Annotated in this window: 21 protein-coding genes; 9 read left to right on the top strand and 12 right to left on the bottom strand. The window is 52.3% G+C overall.

The annotated features are described in order from the left end of the window. Positions 1-56: 56 nt before the first annotated feature. The 4 genes from rpsO to MO867_RS09995 all read left to right on the top strand — a co-directional run bounded on the left by rpsO (position 57) and on the right by MO867_RS09995 (position 3,886). Positions 57-326: a 30S ribosomal protein S15 gene (gene rpsO / locus MO867_RS10010; RefSeq protein ID WP_252466272.1), complete on the top strand. Its 270-nt coding sequence runs from the start codon at positions 57-59 to the stop codon at positions 324-326. A 268-nt stretch (positions 327-594) separates the two neighbouring features. Continuing rightward, positions 595-2,715, top strand: a complete 2,121-nt coding sequence (gene pnp, locus MO867_RS10005) for a polyribonucleotide nucleotidyltransferase (protein ID WP_252466270.1) — start codon at positions 595-597, stop codon at positions 2,713-2,715. Between the two features lie 111 nt (positions 2,716-2,826). Beyond that, complete coding sequence (locus tag MO867_RS10000; RefSeq protein ID WP_252466268.1) at positions 2,827-3,477, top strand: hypothetical protein; 651 nt, start codon at positions 2,827-2,829, stop codon at positions 3,475-3,477. Beyond that, the gene (locus MO867_RS09995; protein ID WP_252466266.1) at positions 3,470-3,886 is read left to right on the top strand and encodes a GFA family protein; all 417 of its coding nucleotides are present in this window, start codon (positions 3,470-3,472) and stop codon (positions 3,884-3,886) included. Before MO867_RS10000 ends, MO867_RS09995 begins: the two co-directional genes overlap by 8 nt. A gap of 81 nt (positions 3,887-3,967) precedes the next feature. Here the strand turns inward: MO867_RS09995 and MO867_RS09990 are convergent, their stop codons facing one another. Continuing rightward, positions 3,968-5,527 carry a Rossmann-fold NAD(P)-binding domain-containing protein gene (locus tag MO867_RS09990; protein ID WP_252466264.1) on the bottom strand — a complete coding sequence of 520 codons (1,560 nt, stop codon included), beginning with the start codon at positions 5,525-5,527 and terminating at the stop codon, positions 3,968-3,970. A gap of 335 nt (positions 5,528-5,862) precedes the next feature. Between MO867_RS09990 and MO867_RS09985 the strand changes: the two genes are divergently transcribed. The 3 genes from MO867_RS09985 to MO867_RS23960 all read left to right on the top strand — a co-directional run bounded on the left by MO867_RS09985 (position 5,863) and on the right by MO867_RS23960 (position 6,772). Continuing rightward, on the top strand, positions 5,863-6,009 hold the full coding sequence (locus MO867_RS09985; protein WP_252466262.1) for a hypothetical protein: 147 nt from the start codon (positions 5,863-5,865) through the stop codon (positions 6,007-6,009). Between the two features lie 305 nt (positions 6,010-6,314). Next, the gene (locus tag MO867_RS09980; RefSeq protein WP_252466260.1) at positions 6,315-6,536 is read left to right on the top strand and encodes a magnesium transporter CorA family protein; all 222 of its coding nucleotides are present in this window, start codon (positions 6,315-6,317) and stop codon (positions 6,534-6,536) included. After that, positions 6,533-6,772 (top strand): CorA family divalent cation transporter, encoded by a 240-nt coding sequence (locus MO867_RS23960; RefSeq protein ID WP_373565879.1) that lies wholly within the window; start codon positions 6,533-6,535, stop codon positions 6,770-6,772. The genes MO867_RS09980 and MO867_RS23960 overlap by 4 nt, the downstream gene beginning before the upstream one ends. 97 nt (positions 6,773-6,869) lie before the next feature. Here the strand turns inward: MO867_RS23960 and MO867_RS09975 are convergent, their stop codons facing one another. The 6 genes from MO867_RS09975 to pcnB all read right to left on the bottom strand — a co-directional run bounded on the left by MO867_RS09975 (position 6,870) and on the right by pcnB (position 12,592). Then, on the bottom strand, positions 6,870-7,907 hold the full coding sequence (locus tag MO867_RS09975; RefSeq protein ID WP_252466258.1) for an endonuclease/exonuclease/phosphatase family protein: 1,038 nt from the start codon (positions 7,905-7,907) through the stop codon (positions 6,870-6,872). A 345-nt stretch (positions 7,908-8,252) separates the two neighbouring features. Beyond that, complete coding sequence (locus MO867_RS09970) at positions 8,253-9,044, bottom strand: acyl-CoA thioesterase (RefSeq protein WP_252466256.1); 792 nt, start codon at positions 9,042-9,044, stop codon at positions 8,253-8,255. Positions 9,045-9,122: 78 nt separating this feature from the next. Then, positions 9,123-9,935, bottom strand: coding sequence for a 3-methyl-2-oxobutanoate hydroxymethyltransferase (gene panB, locus MO867_RS09965; protein ID WP_252466255.1), 813 nt, complete (start codon positions 9,933-9,935; stop codon positions 9,123-9,125). A gap of 5 nt (positions 9,936-9,940) precedes the next feature. Then, a complete protein-coding gene (locus tag MO867_RS09960; RefSeq protein ID WP_252466254.1) occupies positions 9,941-10,627 on the bottom strand; it encodes a deoxynucleoside kinase in 687 nt (228 codons plus the stop codon). 109 nt (positions 10,628-10,736) lie between these two features. Continuing rightward, a complete protein-coding gene (folK, locus tag MO867_RS09955) occupies positions 10,737-11,213 on the bottom strand; it encodes a 2-amino-4-hydroxy-6-hydroxymethyldihydropteridine diphosphokinase (RefSeq protein WP_252466253.1) in 477 nt (158 codons plus the stop codon). Then, positions 11,213-12,592, bottom strand: coding sequence for a polynucleotide adenylyltransferase PcnB (pcnB, locus tag MO867_RS09950; RefSeq protein ID WP_252466252.1), 1,380 nt, complete (start codon positions 12,590-12,592; stop codon positions 11,213-11,215). The genes folK and pcnB overlap by 1 nt, the downstream gene beginning before the upstream one ends. A 26-nt stretch (positions 12,593-12,618) precedes the next feature. Here pcnB and MO867_RS09945 point away from each other — a divergent pair, with 26 nt between their 5' ends. Then, on the top strand, positions 12,619-13,215 hold the full coding sequence (locus MO867_RS09945; protein WP_252466251.1) for a hypothetical protein: 597 nt from the start codon (positions 12,619-12,621) through the stop codon (positions 13,213-13,215). Between the two features lie 194 nt (positions 13,216-13,409). Here MO867_RS09945 and MO867_RS09940 read toward each other — a convergent pair whose 3' ends face one another. The 5 genes from MO867_RS09940 to dksA form a co-directional block, all read right to left on the bottom strand. Continuing rightward, positions 13,410-14,798 (bottom strand): sigma-54-dependent transcriptional regulator, encoded by a 1,389-nt coding sequence (locus MO867_RS09940; RefSeq protein ID WP_252466250.1) that lies wholly within the window; start codon positions 14,796-14,798, stop codon positions 13,410-13,412. Between the two features lie 129 nt (positions 14,799-14,927). After that, positions 14,928-17,888 (bottom strand): ATP-binding protein, encoded by a 2,961-nt coding sequence (locus MO867_RS09935; RefSeq protein ID WP_252466249.1) that lies wholly within the window; start codon positions 17,886-17,888, stop codon positions 14,928-14,930. Continuing rightward, the gene (locus tag MO867_RS09930; protein WP_252466248.1) at positions 17,878-18,054 is read right to left on the bottom strand and encodes a hypothetical protein; all 177 of its coding nucleotides are present in this window, start codon (positions 18,052-18,054) and stop codon (positions 17,878-17,880) included. The genes MO867_RS09935 and MO867_RS09930 overlap by 11 nt, the downstream gene beginning before the upstream one ends. Before the next feature lie 144 nt (positions 18,055-18,198). Beyond that, the gene (gene gluQRS, locus MO867_RS09925) at positions 18,199-19,071 is read right to left on the bottom strand and encodes a tRNA glutamyl-Q(34) synthetase GluQRS (protein WP_256473924.1); all 873 of its coding nucleotides are present in this window, start codon (positions 19,069-19,071) and stop codon (positions 18,199-18,201) included. Between the two features lie 79 nt (positions 19,072-19,150). Beyond that, positions 19,151-19,588: an RNA polymerase-binding protein DksA gene (gene dksA, locus MO867_RS09920; protein ID WP_252466247.1), complete on the bottom strand. Its 438-nt coding sequence runs from the start codon at positions 19,586-19,588 to the stop codon at positions 19,151-19,153. Between the two features lie 258 nt (positions 19,589-19,846). Here dksA and sfsA point away from each other — a divergent pair, with 258 nt between their 5' ends. Beyond that, on the top strand, positions 19,847-20,545 hold the full coding sequence (gene sfsA / locus MO867_RS09915; RefSeq protein WP_252466245.1) for a DNA/RNA nuclease SfsA: 699 nt from the start codon (positions 19,847-19,849) through the stop codon (positions 20,543-20,545). Positions 20,546-20,563 lie beyond the last annotated feature (18 nt).

The following is a 20,563-nucleotide window of genomic DNA, read 5'->3' as shown; positions in this document are numbered from 1 at the left end:
AAATATGCACGGGCCAGCCAAATCTTTAAAAGCATATTACGACGAGGTAATTCGTTATGGCACTGACTGCAGTAGAAAAAGCAGCCATCCTGTCTGAGCACGGCCAATCTGAAGGCGATACCGGTTCTCCGGAAGTCCAGGTAGCCCTGCTGACTGCCAACATCAACAAACTGCAGGGTCACTTCTCTGCGCACAAGCAGGATCACCACTCTCGCCGTGGCTTGATCCGCATGGTAAACCAGCGTCGTAAGTTGCTGGACTACCTTAAGCGCAAGGATCTGAGTCGTTACGTACAGCTGATCGCCAAGCTCGGCCTGCGTCGCTAAGACCCTGGAATGCCCGCCTCTGGCGGGCATTCTTTTTAATACTTATCGGAAAGTGACATTCGTGTCATTTCTCGAAAGTAGCATTGCAAGAATCGACAGGAAGATTTACCCGTATCGATTGTGCGATGCTAGCACCGGTCACCCTGGCCGGTGGTGGCACATCCTCGTGTCGCCCTGTGAGGGGAGTTTGGAATTCCCCCGCGGGCAAAAATTGATTGTAGGGGTTACTGGAATGGGCCAGTAGCCGTAAGGAAATAGGAAAAAACGAATGAATCCAGTAAGTAAAACTTTCCAGTACGGACAACACCAGGTCACCATCGAGACCGGCCGCATTGCGCGCCAAGCTACCGGCGCGGCGCTGGTTACCATGGGTGAAACAGTTGTTCTGTGTACCGTTGTCGGTGCCAAGGAAGCCAAGCCTGATCAGGGCTTCTTTCCGTTGTCTGTGCACTATCAAGAAAAAGCCTATGCGGCTGGCAAAATTCCCGGTGGCTTCTTCAAACGTGAGGGGCGCCCGTCTGAAAAAGAAACTCTGACTTCCCGTTTGATCGATCGCCCGATCCGCCCACTGTTCCCCAAAGGCTTCATGAATGAAGTGCAGGTGATGATCACGGTACTTTCTGCAGAGAAGGACGTGGACCCGGATATCGCCGGTATGATCGGCACCTCTGCGGCACTGTCAGTATCCGGCATCCCATTTGGTGGCCCGATCGGCGCCGCTCGCGTGGGCTACACCCAGAAAGACGGCTATCTGCTTAACCCGAATTACAGCGTGCTGAAAGGCTCAGAGCTGGACATGGTAGTCGCGGGTACCAAAGATGCTGTGCTGATGGTTGAATCCGAAGCGAAAGAGCTGCCGGAAGATATCATGCTGGGCGCAGTACTATTTGCCCACCAGGAAATGCAGGCGGTAGTTAAAGTTTGTGCAGAGCTGAAAGCGGAAGCCGGGAAGCCCACTTGGGATTGGCAGCCAGAAGCTGAAAAGACCGAGTTAAAAGCTGCGCTTGAAGACCAGTTTGCTGGCAAGGTTGCCGAAGCATATGCAATCACTGACAAGCAGCAACGCACGACCCGCCTAAATGAGCTGCGTAGCGAAGCGGTCGAAGCCCTGGCTTCTGAAGAAGTTGAAGCTGGCGATGTGAAGAGCTACTTCGGCAAGCTGGAAAAGAAAACTGTTCGCGGTGCCGTAGTGCGTGGCGAGCCGCGTATTGACGGACGCGACACCAAAACTGTACGCCCGATTAATGTTGAAGTTGGTGTCTTGCCGAAAGGTCACGGTTCTGCGCTGTTCACCCGTGGTGAAACCCAGGCGTTGGTCGTTGCTACTCTGGGTGCTACCCGCGATGCGCAAATCATCGATGCACTGGAAGGCGAGCGCAAAGACTACTTTATGCTGCACTACAACTTCCCTCCCTACTCCGTAGGTGAAGCGGGTCGTGTAGGTGCTACCGGTCGTCGTGAAATTGGTCACGGCCGCCTGGCCCGTCGCGGTATTGCGGCTGTTCTGCCGGACCCCGAAAGCTTCCCTTACACGCTGCGTGTGGTTTCTGAAATCACTGAATCCAATGGTTCCAGCTCCATGGCCTCCGTGTGTGGCTCCAGCTTGGCATTGATGGATGCGGGCGTGCCTTTGAAAGCACCGGTTGCCGGCATTGCGATGGGCCTGGTGAAGGAAGACGAAGGCTACGCAGTCTTGACCGATATCCTCGGTGATGAAGATCACCTGGGCGATATGGACTTTAAGGTTGCCGGTACCGCTTCTGGTGTCACTGCCCTGCAGATGGATATCAAGATCGAAGGTATCACCGAAGAGATCATGGAAACTGCGTTGGAGCAGGCCCTGCACGCGCGTTTGCATATCCTCGTGGAAATGAACAAACTGATCGGTGAGTCCCGTTCCAGTGTCAACGAGAACGCACCGCGTTTCGCAACTCTGAAGATCTCTCCAGATAAGATTCGTGATGTTATCGGTAAGGGTGGCGCGACTATCCGCTCTATCACCGAAGAAACTGGCGCTTCCATCGATATCGAAGATGATGGCAGCATCAAAGTCTTCGGCGAAGACGGTGAGAGCCTGGAAGCTGCGGTAACCCGCATTGAGGAAATTACTGCGGAAGCTGAGATCGGCGCTATCTACGAGGGGACTGTGGTCCGTATCGTGGATTTCGGTGCCTTCGTCAACTTCCTGCCAGGTAAAGACGGTCTGGTGCATATTTCCCAGATCGCCGAAGAGCGTGTCAATGCGGTCACTGATTACTTGAGTGAAGGCGAGAAGGTAAAAGTAAAGGTACTCGACGTAGATCAGCGTGGGCGTATCAAGCTTTCTATCAAAGAAGCTAAGGCCGACGCCGCTGCTGAGGAGGCCAAGCAGGCTTCCGGCGAAGCTTAAGCCTGACGAACAAAAAAACCGGCCTTAGGCCGGTTTTTTTGTTTCTGCCTGGGGCAAATTTGTCGCTTCTCACTGGATTTCTATTAGAATTCTGGAAAAAAGGGCGAAACTTTGCATAATTTCTGGCTAATCGACATCCTCCTCACTCTCGCTGCGTTACTGATAGCCAATCAGTACTGGCGACTTACCAACGCTCGCTTCCAGTCCGCTGCTCTGTTGGTGGTGACGGGGCTTTTATGTATTGCCGTGTCGGCAATTATCGGCGCTTACCGCTATGGTATCGATCCGGGAGCAACACAGTTACATCGAGCACTGCTGCGCCTTTCTGGCTTTACGGCGCTGCCGTTGATCGGAATTGGCCTGATGTGGGCACGTTTCGAAATTCGAGTGGGTCACAATACCCGGGGGCCCGCCTATGTGGCACTGGTATTGGTACTGGCTTCCTCTATCGCATTATCGGAAAGTGGCATAGTGTCTCCGCAAAAAGTCACCGAGCTGTACTCAGCTTTGGGGCTGTTGTTGTGGCTGTGGGTAGCGATGTTAGAGTTACTATCGCCGCACCGGCTTTCAACTCCAGAGCCATTGCTACTGGGAGCTGGTGCTGTACTGATTGCTATCGATGGGCTATTTGTGGGCACCGGAGCGCCAAGAGTTCTGGGTTTAGCGCGTACAAACTGGTTTCATTTACTTTTAGCGATATCCCTGTTTTCGTTATTAGCTGCCCGTCCCCTGTTTGAAAAAGGTAGGAATTCAAATGAGTGAAAATGTTACGCAACTGCATGGCGGTTGCCATTGCGGTGCGGTTCGCTACAAGGCGCAGCATCAACGCAAATGGGGAGAGGCATTGGTGGCCCATGCCTGTAATTGCTCTATATGTGAAAAAGTCGGCTACTTGCACTTGATTGTACCGGCAATAAATTTTCGCCTGGAACAGGGGGAGGGCGATCTCAGTTGTTACACTTTTAATAGCGGTGTAGCGAAACACTACTTTTGTCGCCATTGCGGGGTAAAACCTTTTTATATTCCGCGCTCAAATCCCGATGGCTACAGCCTTAATGCACGCTGCCTTGATACTATTCCACAAGGGTTGGAAGTAGAGCCATTCGATGGGAAAAATTGGGAAAAGAATGCTAAGGAATTGGCGCACCTGAGCGAAGTGGCCAAGGATTAAGGCGCTTCTGAATAATTCTTGTGGGGCTTGAAGGTTGCAACTGTAGCTGCCCCCCCCCCTCTGCAAGTGATTGCTGATCGACTATGAGTATTCTAAAGACCTAACGATTCGGTCCGCATTCGCCATAATGGTGTAGGCAATTGTTGAGCCTGCAATATTGGGAAAATTGGCGGAGTCCACGATATGAATGTTCTGATGGTGTGCTGGCCGTCCGAAAAGATCCGAGCGCAATATCTCGTGCTCCCCGCCCATTGGGAAGCTGCCGCCACTATGAAAACTTTTGCCCGGCAGTAGCAATTTCATATGGAAGGGAGGGACTATCCCGAGCTTTATCAAACAGCGCCTTATCAATGACTGTGTTTTTCCTGCAACCTCACGGGCCCTAGTGTTTTCAATACCTTTTATTTCCACCGCAGAGCTATTCGAACGCTTGTTGGTTAAAGTTAGCTCCAGTGCATCAGAGTCCTCAGAGTGCAAAAAGCCCTGGACGATATACAGATGATCGAGAGCGAGATGTTTAGGGAAGAAGGAAGGTAGCAGAGACATTATTTGATCTTCAATAATTTGGCTACGACCGTACAATTGAAGATGCACCTGTTCCGGGCTTATGTCAGAGTTTTCAAGTTCCAGGAAAACTTCTGCCAATGTGAATTCAATTTCAGAGCGATGTCCTTTGTAGGACCAAAAAGGAAAAAAGAAGCACTGGCTACTTTTGATCTTGATAGGCGTGCTCAACAGATTGAGAGATCTTGTCAATAGGGTGGTCGTTGCAAATTGTCCGGCGGCTAAGAATACTTTCTCCGCTACCAATTTATGTGTCTCGCCGCTGTTTACATCGACCGCAATCACTTCAATGCCATTCTTTCCTTCGTCAACTTCCAGCACGAGTAACCCTTGATGTATTAAAAGGCCATCCTTTTGTAAATTTTCAAATAGCGTTTTTGGGTTGAAAATAGACTGGTATGGACAACCGTCTAAACAATGTCCGCAATACTTACATCCGTGTTCACCGCTACCTGCGTCTACAGCGAGCCGGGCTCGGCCAAATTCAATACCACAGTTTCGTAGACTCTTTTCGATGTTGGCGAGTTTACTGAGTATGAAATCCGTCGGTGAATTTCTCTTCAATGTTTCAAAATCTTCAGAAAATAAAGGGAATTTTGTATGAAGATTATCTTTCTCCGCACTTATTGGCATGTAGCGAAGCACATTCTCATATGATGGAGCCAGCTCACTTAAGGAGAGAGGCCATTTCCGTAGTTGACCTTCACTATAGGGCATAATAGCCGCCCCCCATACATTTCCGAGCCCTCCAAAGCCATGGGAGAATTCGGTATGACAGTTTTCTGTTTCGATTTGAAACTGTTCTGGTACTTTATAGGGAAAGTCTGACCCAAAAATATATCTTCTTTCGACCCCCCGACTAGATGCTATAGATGGCGGAAATAACTTATCTTTTTCCTCCTGCTCCCATGCATCGACACTCTTTTGGGACAAGGTGTTAACCTGCTGTTGAATATGGTGTTCAAGGTCATATGAAACGTCAATGACTTCAACCGCTTGCCCAATTTCTAGAAGCCCTTTGACTGCTGCGATTCCCGCAGGACCACTCCCAACAACCAAATTTTTAATTTTACGCACTGAAAGCCCTTCTCGTCAGGTATCTGCTTTGTGCACAGGCTCAATGTTCATCTTGATAAACTGAATTGTAGTCTCCGCAATATTTCTGGTTAGATGATCGTCAATCCGCCCCTCTAGTACCTGTTTTCAGTATTTTGTCTGTCCCTGTGGGGTTAAGTTTACTTATAGGCAGTACTCCAAACTGGATGACTATAGTGCAATGCCCGCTGCTTGGATGCGAAGGTGAAGAATGGGGGGGAATCTGTTCGATAGTCAGAATTGGGAGTAGTACACCACAGTGTTGGTGCACTTCAGCACAAGGCCGCCTTAAAATTTTCCAGCGGGTATGGACCTCTATGGAAGCTGGTCTTGTTTATGTTATTTTACTTGATCGTAAAGGCTCTGGCCGTAAGTTGGACTTGCAAGCAATGAAATCCTGGCAGCCCGACCGGGGCATTCTTTGGTTGTACTTTGGTGACTTCAACAACGACACCACAGAATAGATTCAAAGTGACCGCGGGCTTGAGCCCGCGGTAGTAGAGGCCCTGCTATCCAAAACAGCGCGCCCTTGCGCTGCAGGCATGGATCAGGGAATTCTGCTGCCTAGGTACGGTATTAAGCATAAAAGAAAATTACACCATAAAGCTATGACTGGGGCTGAGATTTGGGTAGGGGAAAATCGCATTATTAGTATTTGCAGGCGCAGCCAACCCTCTGAGGATGATTTGGTTCCCACCTTCGCAATGGTTTTGGTCCCTGGAGCACTGCGGCCCTCGTTGTTTCACTGGCAGATTTATTAGTGTTACGAATGAGTGATCATGCCGAGGAGTTTGAAGAAAAAATAGAGGATTTGGAAAACTTGCTGTTGGGAGAAGGCGGGTGGGAATTGTCGTTAATACTGGTAAGATTGCGAAAGGGAATGATCGTTCTGCGTCGATATTCAGGTTTGCAACGAGAGGCACTCGGGCGTATGCAGCAGGAAGCTTTCCCTGGTTTGATAAGCATATTCACGCCTTGCTGGGGAAAGTGAATGATCACTTGCAGCGGTATATTGATGATATGAATATGGTGCGTGAACGGGCTGCAATCGCCCAGGGGGTGTTGCTGAGTCGAAACTCTGACGAGTTGAACAGTCGGATGTATACGTTGTCCGTTATAGCGACGGTTTTTCTACCCTTAAGTTTTTCACTGGGTCGTTTGGTATTAGCGTGGGTGGAATACCCTGGGCCCAATCTTCCCGGGAATTTTTCGTATTTTATATTTTGAAGCTGTCCAGCCATGGCTGGACAGCTTGCATTTTTTATTGGAAAAAATGGCTGTAAAGCCTCTCCCGATCCCCTGCGGGATAGGCTGTATTGATGAGTTAGTGCTTAACCCATGAAAAATCCACAAAAACTGGGTCGTGGTCGCTCAGCCCGGTATACTCTGCAGCGCCAATGTAGTAGTTGGTAACCTCCAGTGTAAAGTTGGGGTTATTATTGATTACCACGACGTGATCCGTGTCGTTCTGAAGTTCATTGTCACAGGCTTCCAGGCTGGTATCACTGCCTGACAGCATGTACTGGCAGGCATGCTTACCACCGGTTTTGGCAAAGAATGCCTTCCACGTCTGGTAATTAACCCCGCGCCAGTCATCATCATTTTCATCAAATGCCATATTGAAGTCGCCGGCCAAAATAACAGTGGCGTTACTTGAGTGGGCAACAATCATGTCAGCAATTTGGTCAAGCTGTTTGGCTTTAGCGTTAAGATCCTCATCTTGATGTCCAGCATCCATATGAGTGTTATAGATATGAACATGATAATTTTCAGTGACTTCAACTTTCGCGACAGTGAAGCCTTTTTCGGTGTCACAGTCATTGCCAGCACATTTGTTAAAAGTTTCTTCTTCATACGTGGTAAATGAGTAGTCGTTATCGTCGCGGTTATCACGATCAAAGGGAAACTTGGAGAAAGTCAGCAAGCCGTTACCAAAAGTAGTGCCGGTGCCTTTCCAGTGCTTTGAGCGATAGGGGACTGTGTCATTATCGAGCTTGTCATTGTCATCCAGGTAGTTGGCTTTCGTTTTGTTCCACGCCTCTTGCATTAGCCAGAGATCTTTGGGGTTGCTGTCGAAAGTGCGAATAATCTGCTTGAAGTCCGACTTGCTGTTGCCGCCAATACATTCTAAAAAGCCATCCATGTTGTAGACGATCATGTCAAAGTTGCCCGAATTGGCATCGGCGAAGTGGGTGTCACCATACTCGTAACCATCCAGGTCTTTTGAGCCGGTATCATCGACATCGCCAATAAATTCGAACCAGTTGCACGAGGTGACAGCGTCCCATATATCTTCAAAATCAGCTGCACCTACGGGATAGCTGACTAATAGAGTCAGGGAAATTAATATTCTTTTTATCATTTTTTTATTCTCCAAACGGGTTGTCGCTAATTGGTTTTTGACGGGTTCGAAAAGTGGGCCTTTTTATCAGTAGGGCCTTTGTTTCTCGAAGTTGGGGATGATGGATAGCGTAGATTACAAATTGGAGTAAGGAAGGTTTATTTTATTTTATTTTCCTGTAAGAGATGGCGTAGAGGGGACTGTTTACAAGAAAGTAATGGAAGCCATGAATAGAATGAAATTTCTCACAGGACATTTAAGGCGCTATAGCACCTTCTGGTCCGTTGAATATTCCGTCCTTGGAGCAAGTCTTTTAGATGTTGTTGCGCTGGATATATTGAGGAGGTTGAACGTCGGCGCTATTTTTTATCCAAATAGGGTAACCATTTGCTGGGACAGCGCTGCCAAGTGTCCATGGGTATCCCACAAGCGAGACTGAATGACTGCATAGCCATTTTCTGCCTGTTCTACCGCTGCTTGGTATTGCCACCAATCGGAAGCTTTGTGTTTGGCTAGGGGCTCCATAAACTCTGCCGTCCAGGTTAAGGAGCTGGCGGGTGCCGGTGCTTTTAGCATTGGCAGTGTTGCCGGCGGCCAGGCATCGATCAGTGCGAGTAAATGGCTGATGCCTGCATTGGATTTGCTGCCATCTTTAAAGCGTACCCATCCACCCAGTATTTTTTCAGTGGAGCCACTAAACGGCAGTTGCCCACGAGCGATGCGGTAGTCGAACTTCTGTGTAAATTCCGGTACCACGCCTTCGATGTAGGGCAGGGCGAGACATTCCTCTGGTGCGGGGTACTTAGGCGCTGTGGGCCCCTTGACGCGAACAGTAGATTCCCTGCCATTGCCGAAGCTGGCCATTCCCGCCAGCATGACGGTATCGCCTTGGTCAAGATACCCGTTAATCTGTGTGACTGAGCGCCCCGCGCGGAGCATCTCTACCCGGGTTTCTATGGCGCCTGCGGCAACAGGGCGGACAAATGAAGTCGTAAGAGAGCGCAGGCTGTTGGCAGCGGATATTTCAGCTGCCATTTGCTCATACAGCATGGCCGCCACCAAGCCACCAAAAGTTGCTCGGCCCTGGGTCCAGCCCTCGGGCACGCAGGAGGTACCCTGGCCAGAGCGCCAATCCTGGAGTAGTTGGTCGAACGTCATAGTGCTACCGCTTGGAAGCGGCAGAGGTTCTTCTCTGCCGCAAAAATACCGAGAAAGAGTTACCCGGATGGGGGAGTATTATTGAAAAATATGCTCTTCGCCGGGGAAGACGCCCTCTTTTACGTCTTCGGCGTATTTACGCAGAGCACCGGGAATATCCTCGGCTTCGACCAGAAAGTTTTTGGAAAATTTGGGTGGCTGTTCCGTGAGACCCAGAATGTCATTTATTACCAATACCTGGGCATCGCAGTCGCGCCCTGCGCCAATGCCGATGGTGGGCATGGATACTGATTTGGTGATACGTTTTGCCAGGTCCGCAGGCACGCATTCCAACACGACAAGGTCAGCACCGGCTTCGTCGAGTAATAGGGCATCTTCAAGAATCTGCTTGGCGTGTTCTTCGTCGCGTCCTTGAACGCGATAGCCCCCCAGTTTGTGGACAGACTGAGGGGTGAGGCCCAGGTGGGCGCAGACGGGAATACCTCGGTCAGAAAGAATTCTCACCGTGTCGGCAAGCCAGGCGCCGCCTTCCATTTTTACCATATGCGCGCCCGCCTGCATGATGCGAGTCGCATTGGTCAGGGCCTGCTCGGTGGTGGCGTAGGTCATAAAAGGCATATCGCCCATGATCAGGGATTTTTTATTGCCGCGGGCGACCGCTTCGACGTGATAGATCATCTGCTCCATGGTAACCGGCACGGTGCTGTCATAACCCAACACCGTCATGCCAAGGGAATCTCCAACAAGGAGTGTTTCTACCCCAGATTTCTGTGCCATCGCAGCCATGGGGGCATCGTAGAGAGCGACGGTAATAAATTTCTCACCGTTGGCTTTCTTTTTTCGCAGGGATTGAACGGTTACGAGCTTTTCTAATTCAGAGGGTGCGTACATAACGATTAACTTCCTGGGTTGTAGTAGTGCCGGCCACTGGTGATCGTGAACAGATATTCGACCAGCTGTTTGTAGTCCTCTGGGCTATCGACTATGTCGATTTCCTCGGTGTTGACGATAAGTAGAGGTGCCTCATCGTAAAAGTGGAAAAATCGGGTATAGGCATTGTTGAGGGTGTCGAGGTATTCATCACTGATTGCGCGTTCGGCAGGAATTCCCCGGTTGCGAATACGGGTCTGCAACACTTCGAGGGGAGCCTGAAGGTAAATTACCAAGTCAGGCTTGGGGACTTCGAGGGTGAGGTGTTTATAGACCTGCTGGTACAAGTACAGTTCATCTTTGTCCAAAGTCACTTCGGCAAAGAGCTGGTCCTTTTCGATCAAAAAATCAGAGACCCGCACAGGCTCAAAGATGTCGTCCTGTCTGAGTGCTTGAATTTGTTGAGATCGCTGGAGCAGAAAGTGTAATTGAGTGGGGAGTGCTGCACTCTGTGGGTCACGATAGAAACGTTCTAAGAAAGGGTTTTCTTCCGGCAATTCCAGCAGTGTGCCGTAGTTGAAAGTGGAGGCCAGTTTCTTTGTCAGTGTGGTTTTACCCACACCGATATTGCCTTCGACAGCGATAAATTTTGGCGGAGTCCTGTTACCCGTCTTGAATTCAGTCGTAATGGGCCCGCTTTTTTCGGTAACCACTTGAGCGACTCCTCTTTGTCTGGGGGTCTTCCCTGATGAATTGCAAACGCAAAAGTACTACTGAGTGAGCCGTCAGTCGAGTAGTTGAGCCTCAGTTGGGCGCAGCCGCTCAAATTTTATTCAGGCGATTGTCGGGGCAGCTCTGTAGTAGCGCTTGTAAAGATTCACCGCCAGGCAACTCGGCTTCGGGGGCCAACTCCGCCAGAGGTTGTAGGACGAAGTTACGCTCATTCATGCGTGGGTGCGGAACCTGCAAGCGGGGTAGGTCAATTTGGGACTGCCCAAAAAGCAATATATCCAGGTCGAGGGTGCGAGCCCCCCAGCGAATGGAGCGCTCGCGCCCGTGGGCCAACTCAATCGATTGGAGTTGGTCTAGGAGCTTTAAAGGGGGCAGTGCCGTCTGCAGCTCTGCTACAGCATTGAGGTAATCGGGTTGTTCGCCCGGGCCAACAGGGGCGCTGCTGTAATAACTCGAACAGCGCAGTAACCGGGTGTTGGGAATTTGGTCCGTTGCCGAGAGGGCACTGCGCAATTGCTTGTTGGGTTCTGACAGGTTGCTACCCAGCCCGATATAGACCGTCTGCATTACTGTTCAGCTCTTGGCTTGCGATGGCGCCCACCGCGAGAGTTGCGACTACGTCGTCCACTGCCACCGCTAGTTTGCAACATGCGTACCATTTGTTGGCGCTGTTCGTCATCACCCTGCTGAAAATCTGTCCACCACTTGCCGAGATTCCCGTCAATTTCGCCGCTTTCTTCACGTAACAACAGGAAGTCGTAAGCTGCGCGGAAGCGCGGGTGTTCCATCAGGCGCTGGGCGCGGCTGCCACCCCGTTGCGGCAGACGTTGCTGCAGGTCCCATATTTCGCGCATTGGGATAGAAAAACGCTTGGGTATTGCTGTATGGGCCAGTTGTAAACTAGTTATTTTCTGGGCGGCTTGGGCCAGTGCCGGCGCCGCTGGAATACCCTTGGCAATCAGCTTTTGCTGTTCGGTATTGACTGCCGGCCACAGGAGAGCAGCGTACAGGAATGCGGGTGTGACACGCATGTCGGCATGAATACGTTTGTCCGTATTGCGCAGTGCCAGCCGGGAAAGTTCGAGGGCTGCAGTATTGCCCTCAATTTGTGCGGCATTGTCCGGGAACAGGTGTTGCCACAACCGATAGCGGCGCATGAGCTCAAAAGTACGCTCGCCGTGCCCCCCCATGAGAAGTTTGAGTATCTCATCGAACAGTCGGGCCGGGGCAATATTGCGCAGCAGGGGGCCCAGCTCTTCGAGGGGGGCTTCAGTTTGACTCTCTATGGCGAAATCCAGCTTGGCGGCAAAGCGCACGGCGCGCAGCATCCGCACAGGATCTTCCTTATAGCGGGTTACCGGTGAGCCGATCATGCGGATCAGGCGCTTTTCAATGTCCTCGACGCCACCGGTATAGTCGTGAATTTCGAAACCGTTAGTGGTGTAGTAGAGGGCGTTGACAGTGAAATCGCGACGTATTGCGTCGCTTTCCAAATCGCCGTAGACGTTGTCGCGCAGTAGCATGCCATGCTCTGACTGCTTGGCCTCATGGGCTTCGCCATCGGCGTGATGTCCGCGAAAAGTGGTAACTTCGATAACTTCACGGCCGATTCGGGCGTGAAGGATGCGGAAACGTCGCCCGACAATGCGGGCTCCGCGAAACAGCTCTTTGGCTTGTTCCGGAGTGGCATCGGTGGCGATATCGAAGTCCTTGGGGTGCCCACTGAGCATGAGGTCACGCACACCACCGCCAACAATGTAGGCTTGGTAACCGGCTTCCTGCAGGCGTTTCATCACCGTCAGGGCTGCGCGGCTGATATCACGGCGTGAGATGTTGTGGTCGTTGCGGGCGATAACCCGGGGGCCTTTGTCGGCTGGCTTGCGCCAGCGCTTAATACTACTAATCAGGTTGTTGAGCATACGGCTGTCTGTGTTGACTGCTGCCATTTTGGGATGGCCGGGAAAGCCCCGCTGTGCGTGACCACACATCTGGTGGTGGCAATAGTCCCTTCCAACCGGGGATTCACGGTGGCACTGCTGGAGCCTCTGTACCTGGGGGGGCCCAGGGCGAAGCCCGAAAGGGAGCCTTTTCGGCTATCTATCCTCAGAGATCGGGACTCGCGGGCGCGATTCTAACACACGCAAAGGAATGCGCCCGCAATATGCGGGTGCTTATAAATTTGGGGAAAAAGGAATGTGGGAATTATTATTACGAGTATGAAGGCAGCGGCTTCCTTGCGCTATCAATTTGCTTTCAAGCAAACACCCTCTCCCAGGTACAGTTCAGTCAGTTTGCAACGCGCTTGTTGTTATTCTTATTCTTCTTGAAAATTATTGTTATTATTTATTGTTGTTCTTTCGGTTTTGGCCTCTCTTTGCTTTTATTGTCGGCCGCCCCATTATTTTTATTGTGTTTCGCCCCTCTTATTGTGAGTAGTTATAGGGCTTTTAACAGTCATTTATTTTTATTGTTGGCTGTTTTCAATTTCTGTACTAAAGGTAAAGCACTTACTATGCCAACTTTAAAAAACACTTATAAATCAATTGGTTACGATCTTTACGAAATTTGACGGAACTTTTCGAGGAGCCATTGCGTTACGGAAGGTAGAGGTATTGTTACTTCCATGCGAGTCTGGGTAACACTCTTGAGGGTTACTTCTCCGTACGGTGGGTAACAGTTTCTGTTGGGGAAGCTTTTGGTGAGGAAAGGGGGAGTAATCGAAACTGAAAGTGGGGGCTGGCCCCCCGTGGAAAGAGTGGTTCGTTAGGCTTCGGCGGCAGCGCGGCGGCTCTTTTTGCGCGGGATACCGAGCTTTTGACGGCGTTCCCACAGGCATTTTCGGCTGACCCCGAGCTTCTTTGCCAGCTCGGTTTCACTCATGGTGTCTTGATGTTCAATCACAAAGCGTGCGAAGTAATCCTCCAGGGATAGGTCCTCGCGGGGATCGGTATGCAGGCTGCGTGGGCGCTGGATGCCGATGGTCTCCTCAATGGGGACCAGATCGAGATCGATATCCAAAATTTTGTGGTCAATTTCCCTGCAGTCCTTATCCGTAAGGATTACTGCACGTTGAATGGCATTCTCCAGTTCGCGTACGTTACCGGGCCAGGTGTACGTCGTTACCGCCTGAATCGCTTCTGGAGAGAGGCGTAACAGCGGGCGCGCAACCTTGGTGCAGAACTTTTCCAGCAGGTGTTCTGCCAATGCAAGTACGTCTCTGCCGCGCTCGCGAAGGGGCGCCAGGGTCATCTGTACCACGTTAATACGATAGTAAAGGTCTTCCCGGAACTTCCTTTCCGCCGATAACTGGCGCAGATTGCGGTGAGTTGCTGTTACCAGGCGCACATCCACTTTGTGCGACTCGACCGAGCCGATTGGGCGAACTTCGCCCTCTTGCAGTACGCGCAGCAGGCGGGCCTGTGCTTCCAGAGGAAGCTCACCAATCTCATCGAGGAAAAGTGTCCCGCCATCTGCGGCGGCAACCAGTCCTTCGCGTGCCGTCTGGGCACCGGTAAATGCGCCCTTTTCATAGCCGAAGAGCTCCGATTCAATGAGTGTGTCTGGAATAGCGGCACAATTCACGGAGATCAGAGGCTTGTTTGTGCGATGGCTCTCTTCGTGGATAGCGCGTGCGACCAGTTCCTTACCGGTGCCGGTCTCGCCGTGAACCAAGACGGTGGCATCGGTGGGCGCGACTTTATGGATTCGACCGTAGAGTTCTCGCATTACCGGGCTGGTGCCGATCATGCCGGCAATGGTGCTGGTATTCTCTTTCGCTGCGGTGGGCAGAACGCGGTTTTGCTCTGCCTTGCCGATGACCCTGCGCACGGTGGCGAGCATCTCATCGTGGTCGAAAGGCTTGGCGATGTAGTCAGCGGCCCCCATTCGCATCGAGTCCACCGCCGACCTGAGGCTGGCATAACTGGTCATAATCAGCACCGGTATGTCACCGGCGTGCTTGAGCAGGTCGGTACCCGGTGCGCCGGGCAGGCGCAGGTCGGAGATAATCAGGTCGACTTCTTTGAGGCGATATTTGCTGAGCGCCTCCCTGACAGAACCTGCTTCACTGATTTTGTAGCGGTGCCGCTCCAATAGCTTGCGCAGCGCTGTTCGGATAATGGCTTCATCTTCGACGATGAGGATGTGGCTCATGTGTTACGCCTGGTTACAAAACACTCAGTAAGCGCCTAGTTTTACCCGAGCGCCGTTTCGATGCAACTCAAAAACTGTAAATCGGTCAGTTTTTGTATAAAAAACGACCGATGCAAGTGCCGGGCAATCTCAGTCGGCTATTGGCAGCTGCACAATAAACTTGGCGCCACGGCCAGTTTTTGGGTTAGCGGGGCTGACCAGTTCCAGTTGCCCGCCGTGTTCTTCGACAATGCTGTAAACCATTGCCAGGCCCAGGCCGGTGCCTTCACCGGGCTCTTTGGTGGTGAAAAAGGGCTCTAGTATTCGCTCGCGATTTTTGGCTGAAATACCCGGGCCGCTATCGGTCACGGAAATACAAGTGCTGCTCCCCGACTGGTAACCCTCAATTAAAATCTGACCGCCATCCGGGCTGGCATCACGGGCGTTGCTAAGCAAGTTGATAAACACTTGAATCAGGCGCTGGTTGTCGCCCGGCGCGATTAGATATTCGGGAACTTGATTGTCGAATTGCACCTCGGTTTTGTCCCGTTGCAGTGACAGGAGGTTCACCGCCTCCTGTACACAGGCATAGAGGTCCACAGGAGCCCGCTCGCTGTCCTGGTTACCACTGTGGGAGAAGTTCACCAGTGAGTGAACAATACGGCTGATACGCTGGGTCTGGCTCAATATCTGGTCGGCAGTGTCCTGCACTTCGGGGTTATCGCAATCGTACTGGAGATTCTGGGCCAGGCAGGCGATACCGGTTACCGGGTTACCCACTTCATGGGCGACACCGGCGGCTAGGCGGCCCACTGAGGCGAGGCGTTCACTGTGGATAAGTTCCTGCTCGAGAACCTGTGTCTCAGTGATATCCTCCAGGAGCAGCATTTGTGCATCGCCGCGTTCACTGCGGGAGCGGTCACTACGACTGCGTTTTTGTCGGGCTTTGTGTAGGTTGAGCCAGTGGCTGTTGCCATTGAGGCTCACCTGTTGCTTGAAGCGACTGGCATCGGTGGAGAGGGCAAACTCTCCCAGAAGGTCGCGCCAGGGTTCTGCCAGATACTCCAATTTTGAGCCGATGACCTCGCTGGCACTGATACCGGTGAGATCTTGCATCGCGTAGTTCCACAAAAGAATCTCCCCGTCGCGTCCCAGGGAACAGGCTGCCATAGGTAGCTCTTCGAGCATCTGGCGGTGATATAGACGCAGGTTGTTGAGCTCTGCAGCGAGGCCGGTGAGCTGGTGCTTATAGCGCCCCAGGCGGGTCTCAATCAGATGGATGTCTTTGTTTGCCGGCTGGTCGCTGTTTTTGAAGGGAAAGTGCCGATCGATAATCTGCACCGCCAATACCCGCCCCAATAGCCCAGAGAGATTTGACTCGAGCTTGTTGCGCAGTTGACGCAGAGCGTAGGGGCGACGCTCGTCATTTGGTAAATTGAGCTCGGCAAGGGCGTTTTTAACTTCTTTATGGGCGGTTGCCGTTCCCAGGCTTTCGGCCAGGCGCAGCTGGAAATCAGCGGCGGATTCTACATCCAGTCCCAGGCGCAGGGCCTGTGCGATGGTGTCGTCACTACACAGGTCGGCAGCATACTGCTCCAGGTTGCTGGTGTGAGTAACTAGCGACAGCCCGACAAACAGTAAGATGTTAACTCCTAGCGATAAGGTAGTGATTTGCGTCCAAATGGACATGCCCAGGGGAATCTGGAGAGCTGTGCCGGGTAGGGTGATACCGGTGATTCCGAATATTGATGGAATCAGCAAGCAGCAGCCCCAAAGCAGTATGCCGGCGAGCAACCCGCCAATAAATCCGCGCCGATTGCCTCTGGGCCAGTGGATCACGGCGAAAATTCCCGGCAGGAATTGCAGCGAACCGATAAATGCCAGTAGTGCCAGGTCGGACAGTGACAAGCGGTTGTTGAGCAGCAAGTAAAATGCAAAACCGGCGATAAACAGCGCGGCGATGAGCACGCGGCGCAGCCACACCAGCTGTCGGTACATATTGTCTTCAGGGTGCCAGCGGGTGCCCGGCAACAACCAATGGTTCATCACCATGGTGGCGAGAGCCAGGGTGATCATGACCAGGGCACCGGTGGCGGCCGACAAGCCGCCGATAAAGGCCAGGGTCGTGAGCAGGGCCGAACCGCTGGCGCGGGGAACTGCCAGAGAGAAGTATTGCACTGGGCCCGCTACATCCAGGGCAAAGCCGGCCCACATAATCGGAAAGATGGGGAGAGCCATCAACAATAGGAATAGAGGAAATCCCCAGCTGGCAGCGCGTAACGCCTGCCCACTGGGGCGCTCGGCGATACTTAAGTAAAAGATATGCGGCATGGCTACGGCAGTGGCGATAAATACCAGCAGTAGAGTATGGGATGAGCCTTGCTTGATCGGGGTGTAGAGGAGCTGCTGCATATCCGGATTTTCCAGCAGCCATTGGTCCAGGCCGGAAAATCCTCCAAAAACGTCGTAGATAGCATAGCCGCCTACGGCAGTTAAAGCGACCAGCTTCACCAATGATTCCAGTGCCATGGCACTGGCGAGACCTTCCCCCCGCTCGCGAGTGGCACCGTACATACTGGTAAACACAGCCAGCAATACACAGTAGAAGAAAGCAATTAAATTCTTGCTCGACACACCGCTATCCGGCAGCGCCAGCGCGGCGACACTGTCCTGTGACAACAGAGCCAGGGTCTCTGACACTGCCTGGATTTGGAGTGCGATCAACGGCAGCAAAGCCAGCAGCATAAACAGGGTGGCGAGAGTTCCGGCCTGTCGGCTGTGATAGCGGAAAACGAGCAAATCTGCGGGCGAGTACAATTGATAGCGCTGCGCCAGTCTCGCCAGGGGTTCCAATGCCACTGGGGCAAACAGAAACATGGCGCCGGTGCCCAGATAGTAGGCGAGGACACCGTAGCCATATTGCCAGGCGAGGTCGACAATACCGTAAAAAGTCCAGGCCGAGAGTGATACGCCAAGGGAGAGTACGTAAACCAGTGGGTGGCGAACCCAGCGGGATGGGAGCCAGCCTTTAGAGGTGGCGAAAGCGACAAAAAACAGGGTGGCGATATAGGCTACCCCCACCAGGGCAATGTGAGCAATCTCAAAGCTCATTCGTTTTGCGCCTCCACTGGATAAAAATTGCCAGCAGGATCAGGACGAACCAGAGAATAAAGGGCCGATACCAGGCGCCAACGGGATTGATCATCCAAGTGAAAATGGTGGGTGAAAATACATAGCCTACCAATATCAGCAAAATTAATAGTGTGCGGTTACTCATAGATTGCCTTGCAAACCCGCCTATAGGTCAATTTGTTGCCCGCATTGTTTACCGGTGAGACGTAATCCCAACTCTAATTTCCATGCAGGTGGCCGCCAACGGCGTTGGGAGCGATTGGCGCAAAATATTAATTGTCGCTGAGGATCAGTGCAATTGGCGGTCGCGCATATCCACTTGATATCGGCGCCAGTGCGCAGTGGCCCACTTGAGAATAGGTTCAGGGGCCTCCTCGGTTACTCCACTCGGTAGGGTAAAGCCAAGGAATTGCAGAGCTTTGCATAAGTTACCGGAAGCGCAGTAGTTTTGAATCGGTGATGCGTGATTCTGCTTGCTGAGCTTTTGTTGGTTATCGGGGCCCATTACCAATGGCAGGTGACCGAATTGCGGTGGAGTGGCACCGAGTATCTTGAACAGACGTTGTTGCGCGCCGGTGGTATTCAGTAGGTCTGAACCGCGGACAATATGGGAAATGCCCTGTTCAATATCGTCCGCAACTACGGCCAGTTGGTAGGCGTAGAGATCGTCGCGGCGCTTGAGAATGGTGTCCTCGCGAATAAGTTGCCGCTGTTCACCGCGCCACAGGTCGAGGAAACCCTCTTCGCCTCCCGCGCACTGCATGCGTAGTGCGTAGGGTTCGTCAGTTTTAAGTTTGAGACGGCAGAATTTATTGTCGTGCCCACCATTCTTCCGGATCTGGCTGCGGGAGCAGTCACAGGCGTAGAGCAGTTTGCGCTCGCGCAATTTCGAAAGGGTATCTTCGTAAAGTGGGTAGCGTTTGCTTTGCCATTCTATCGGGCCATGCCAATGCAATCCGTGAGCTTCCAGAGACTTCAGAATTCGTATTGCCGCGCCGGGCTCTTCGCGGGGAGGGTCGAGATCTTCCATGCGCACAAGCCAATGCCCGCCGTGGGCCAGGGCGTCGAGATAGCTGCCCACTGCGCACACCAAGGAGCCAAAGTGCAATGATCCACTGGGTGAGGGCGCGAAGCGGCCGATATAGGGAGTGGTGCTATTCAAAATGAATAAGGGCGATACATTGATCGCCCCTCTGAGCAGGGCGATCGCAGCCGATCACCGTATCGCTCTCGGTTAAGGATCAGCCTGAAATTTGCCGTTCCTTGATTTCCGCCAGGGTTTTACAGTCCACGCACAAGGTGGCGGTAGGACGGGCTTCCAGGCGGCGGATGCCAATATTTACCCCACAGGCTTCACAGAAACCGTAGTCATCCTGGTCAATGAGTTCCAGGGTGGCATCGATCTTCTTGATCAGTTTGCGCTCGCGGTCTCGGGTGCGAAGCTCAAGGCTGAATTCTTCCTCCTGACTGGCGCGATCGGCTGGATCGGGAAAGTTTGCGGCCTCGTCTTTCATGTGGGAAACGGTGCGGTCCACTTCCGCCATCAATTCGGCCTTCCAGGCTAACAGCAAGTTGCGGAAATGCTCCTGCTGCTTCTCATTCATGTACTCTTCGCCCTGCATCTCCTTGTAGGGCTCAAAGCCGTGCAGAGATTCGGTGCTCGCAGCAGTTTTGGGCATAGTCGTTGCCTCTCTTTCTATACGGGCTCCCCTTTATGGGGGCGATACCACCAAATTCAATCTAGCCTAGACCGGAATCTTTTAGAGTGATGCTTTTTTCACCCATTAAATAGATTGCGGTGGCAGGCTAATCCTGTTCTCGGTACCAATACCCCTGGTGACCGAGAGCGAGGAAACTATCAAATCTGCGCGATTCGCGCCACCAATAGTTGTCTGCTATTTTGTGGCGCTAGAAATCACAGCCAGGTAGATTAGCCCGTGAAGTTTACTCCACCGTTACAAAAGGCAACCCTGTTGCGCCGTTACAAGCGCTTTCTCGCCGATGTGGAATCCACCGAAGGCGAGGTGTTTACCGTCCACTGTCCGAATACGGGGTCAATGAGAAATTGCTGGGTTGAAGGTGGGGCTTGTTGGTATTCCGATTCCGCAAACCTAAAGCGCAAGTACTGCCATACTCTTGAGCTCGCCACTACGCCGGATGGTGCACTGGCAGGTGTTAATACCGGCAGGGCCAATGCTCTGGTGGAGGAAGCGATTCTCTCTGGTGTGGTTACCGAGTTGCAGGGGTATGCTTCCCTGCGCAGGGAAGTGCGTTATGGAGAAGAAAACAGCCGTATCGATTTGCTCTTGTCGGGCACCGATGGGGACTGCTACGTAGAGGTAAAAAATGTCACTCTGGCCGAGGGCAGGCTGGGCTATTTCCCCGATGCAGTGAGTACCCGGGGGGCAAAGCACCTGCGCGAGTTACAAAAGCTTGCCGAGGCCGGTGTGCGCGCGGTGCTGTTTTACTGTGTTCAGCACAGTGGGATCGAGAGTGTACAGGCCGCCCGGGATATAGACCCGGCTTATGCTGAAGCCCTGGATGTTGCGCTAGCTGCCGGTGTTCAAGTACTTGCATATCGGGCGCAGCTTAGTGCGGAAAGGATTGAGTTGAGTGAGCCCCTGACTTTTCTCTAGCGGAAAAGGCAGGAAATA

The sequence above is a fragment of the Microbulbifer okhotskensis genome, from assembly GCF_023895975.1.
GTDB lineage: Bacteria > Pseudomonadota > Gammaproteobacteria > Pseudomonadales > Cellvibrionaceae > Microbulbifer > Microbulbifer okhotskensis.
Note: the sequence above shows the minus strand (reverse complement) of the source record. Positions and strands in the feature narration are given on the sequence as shown.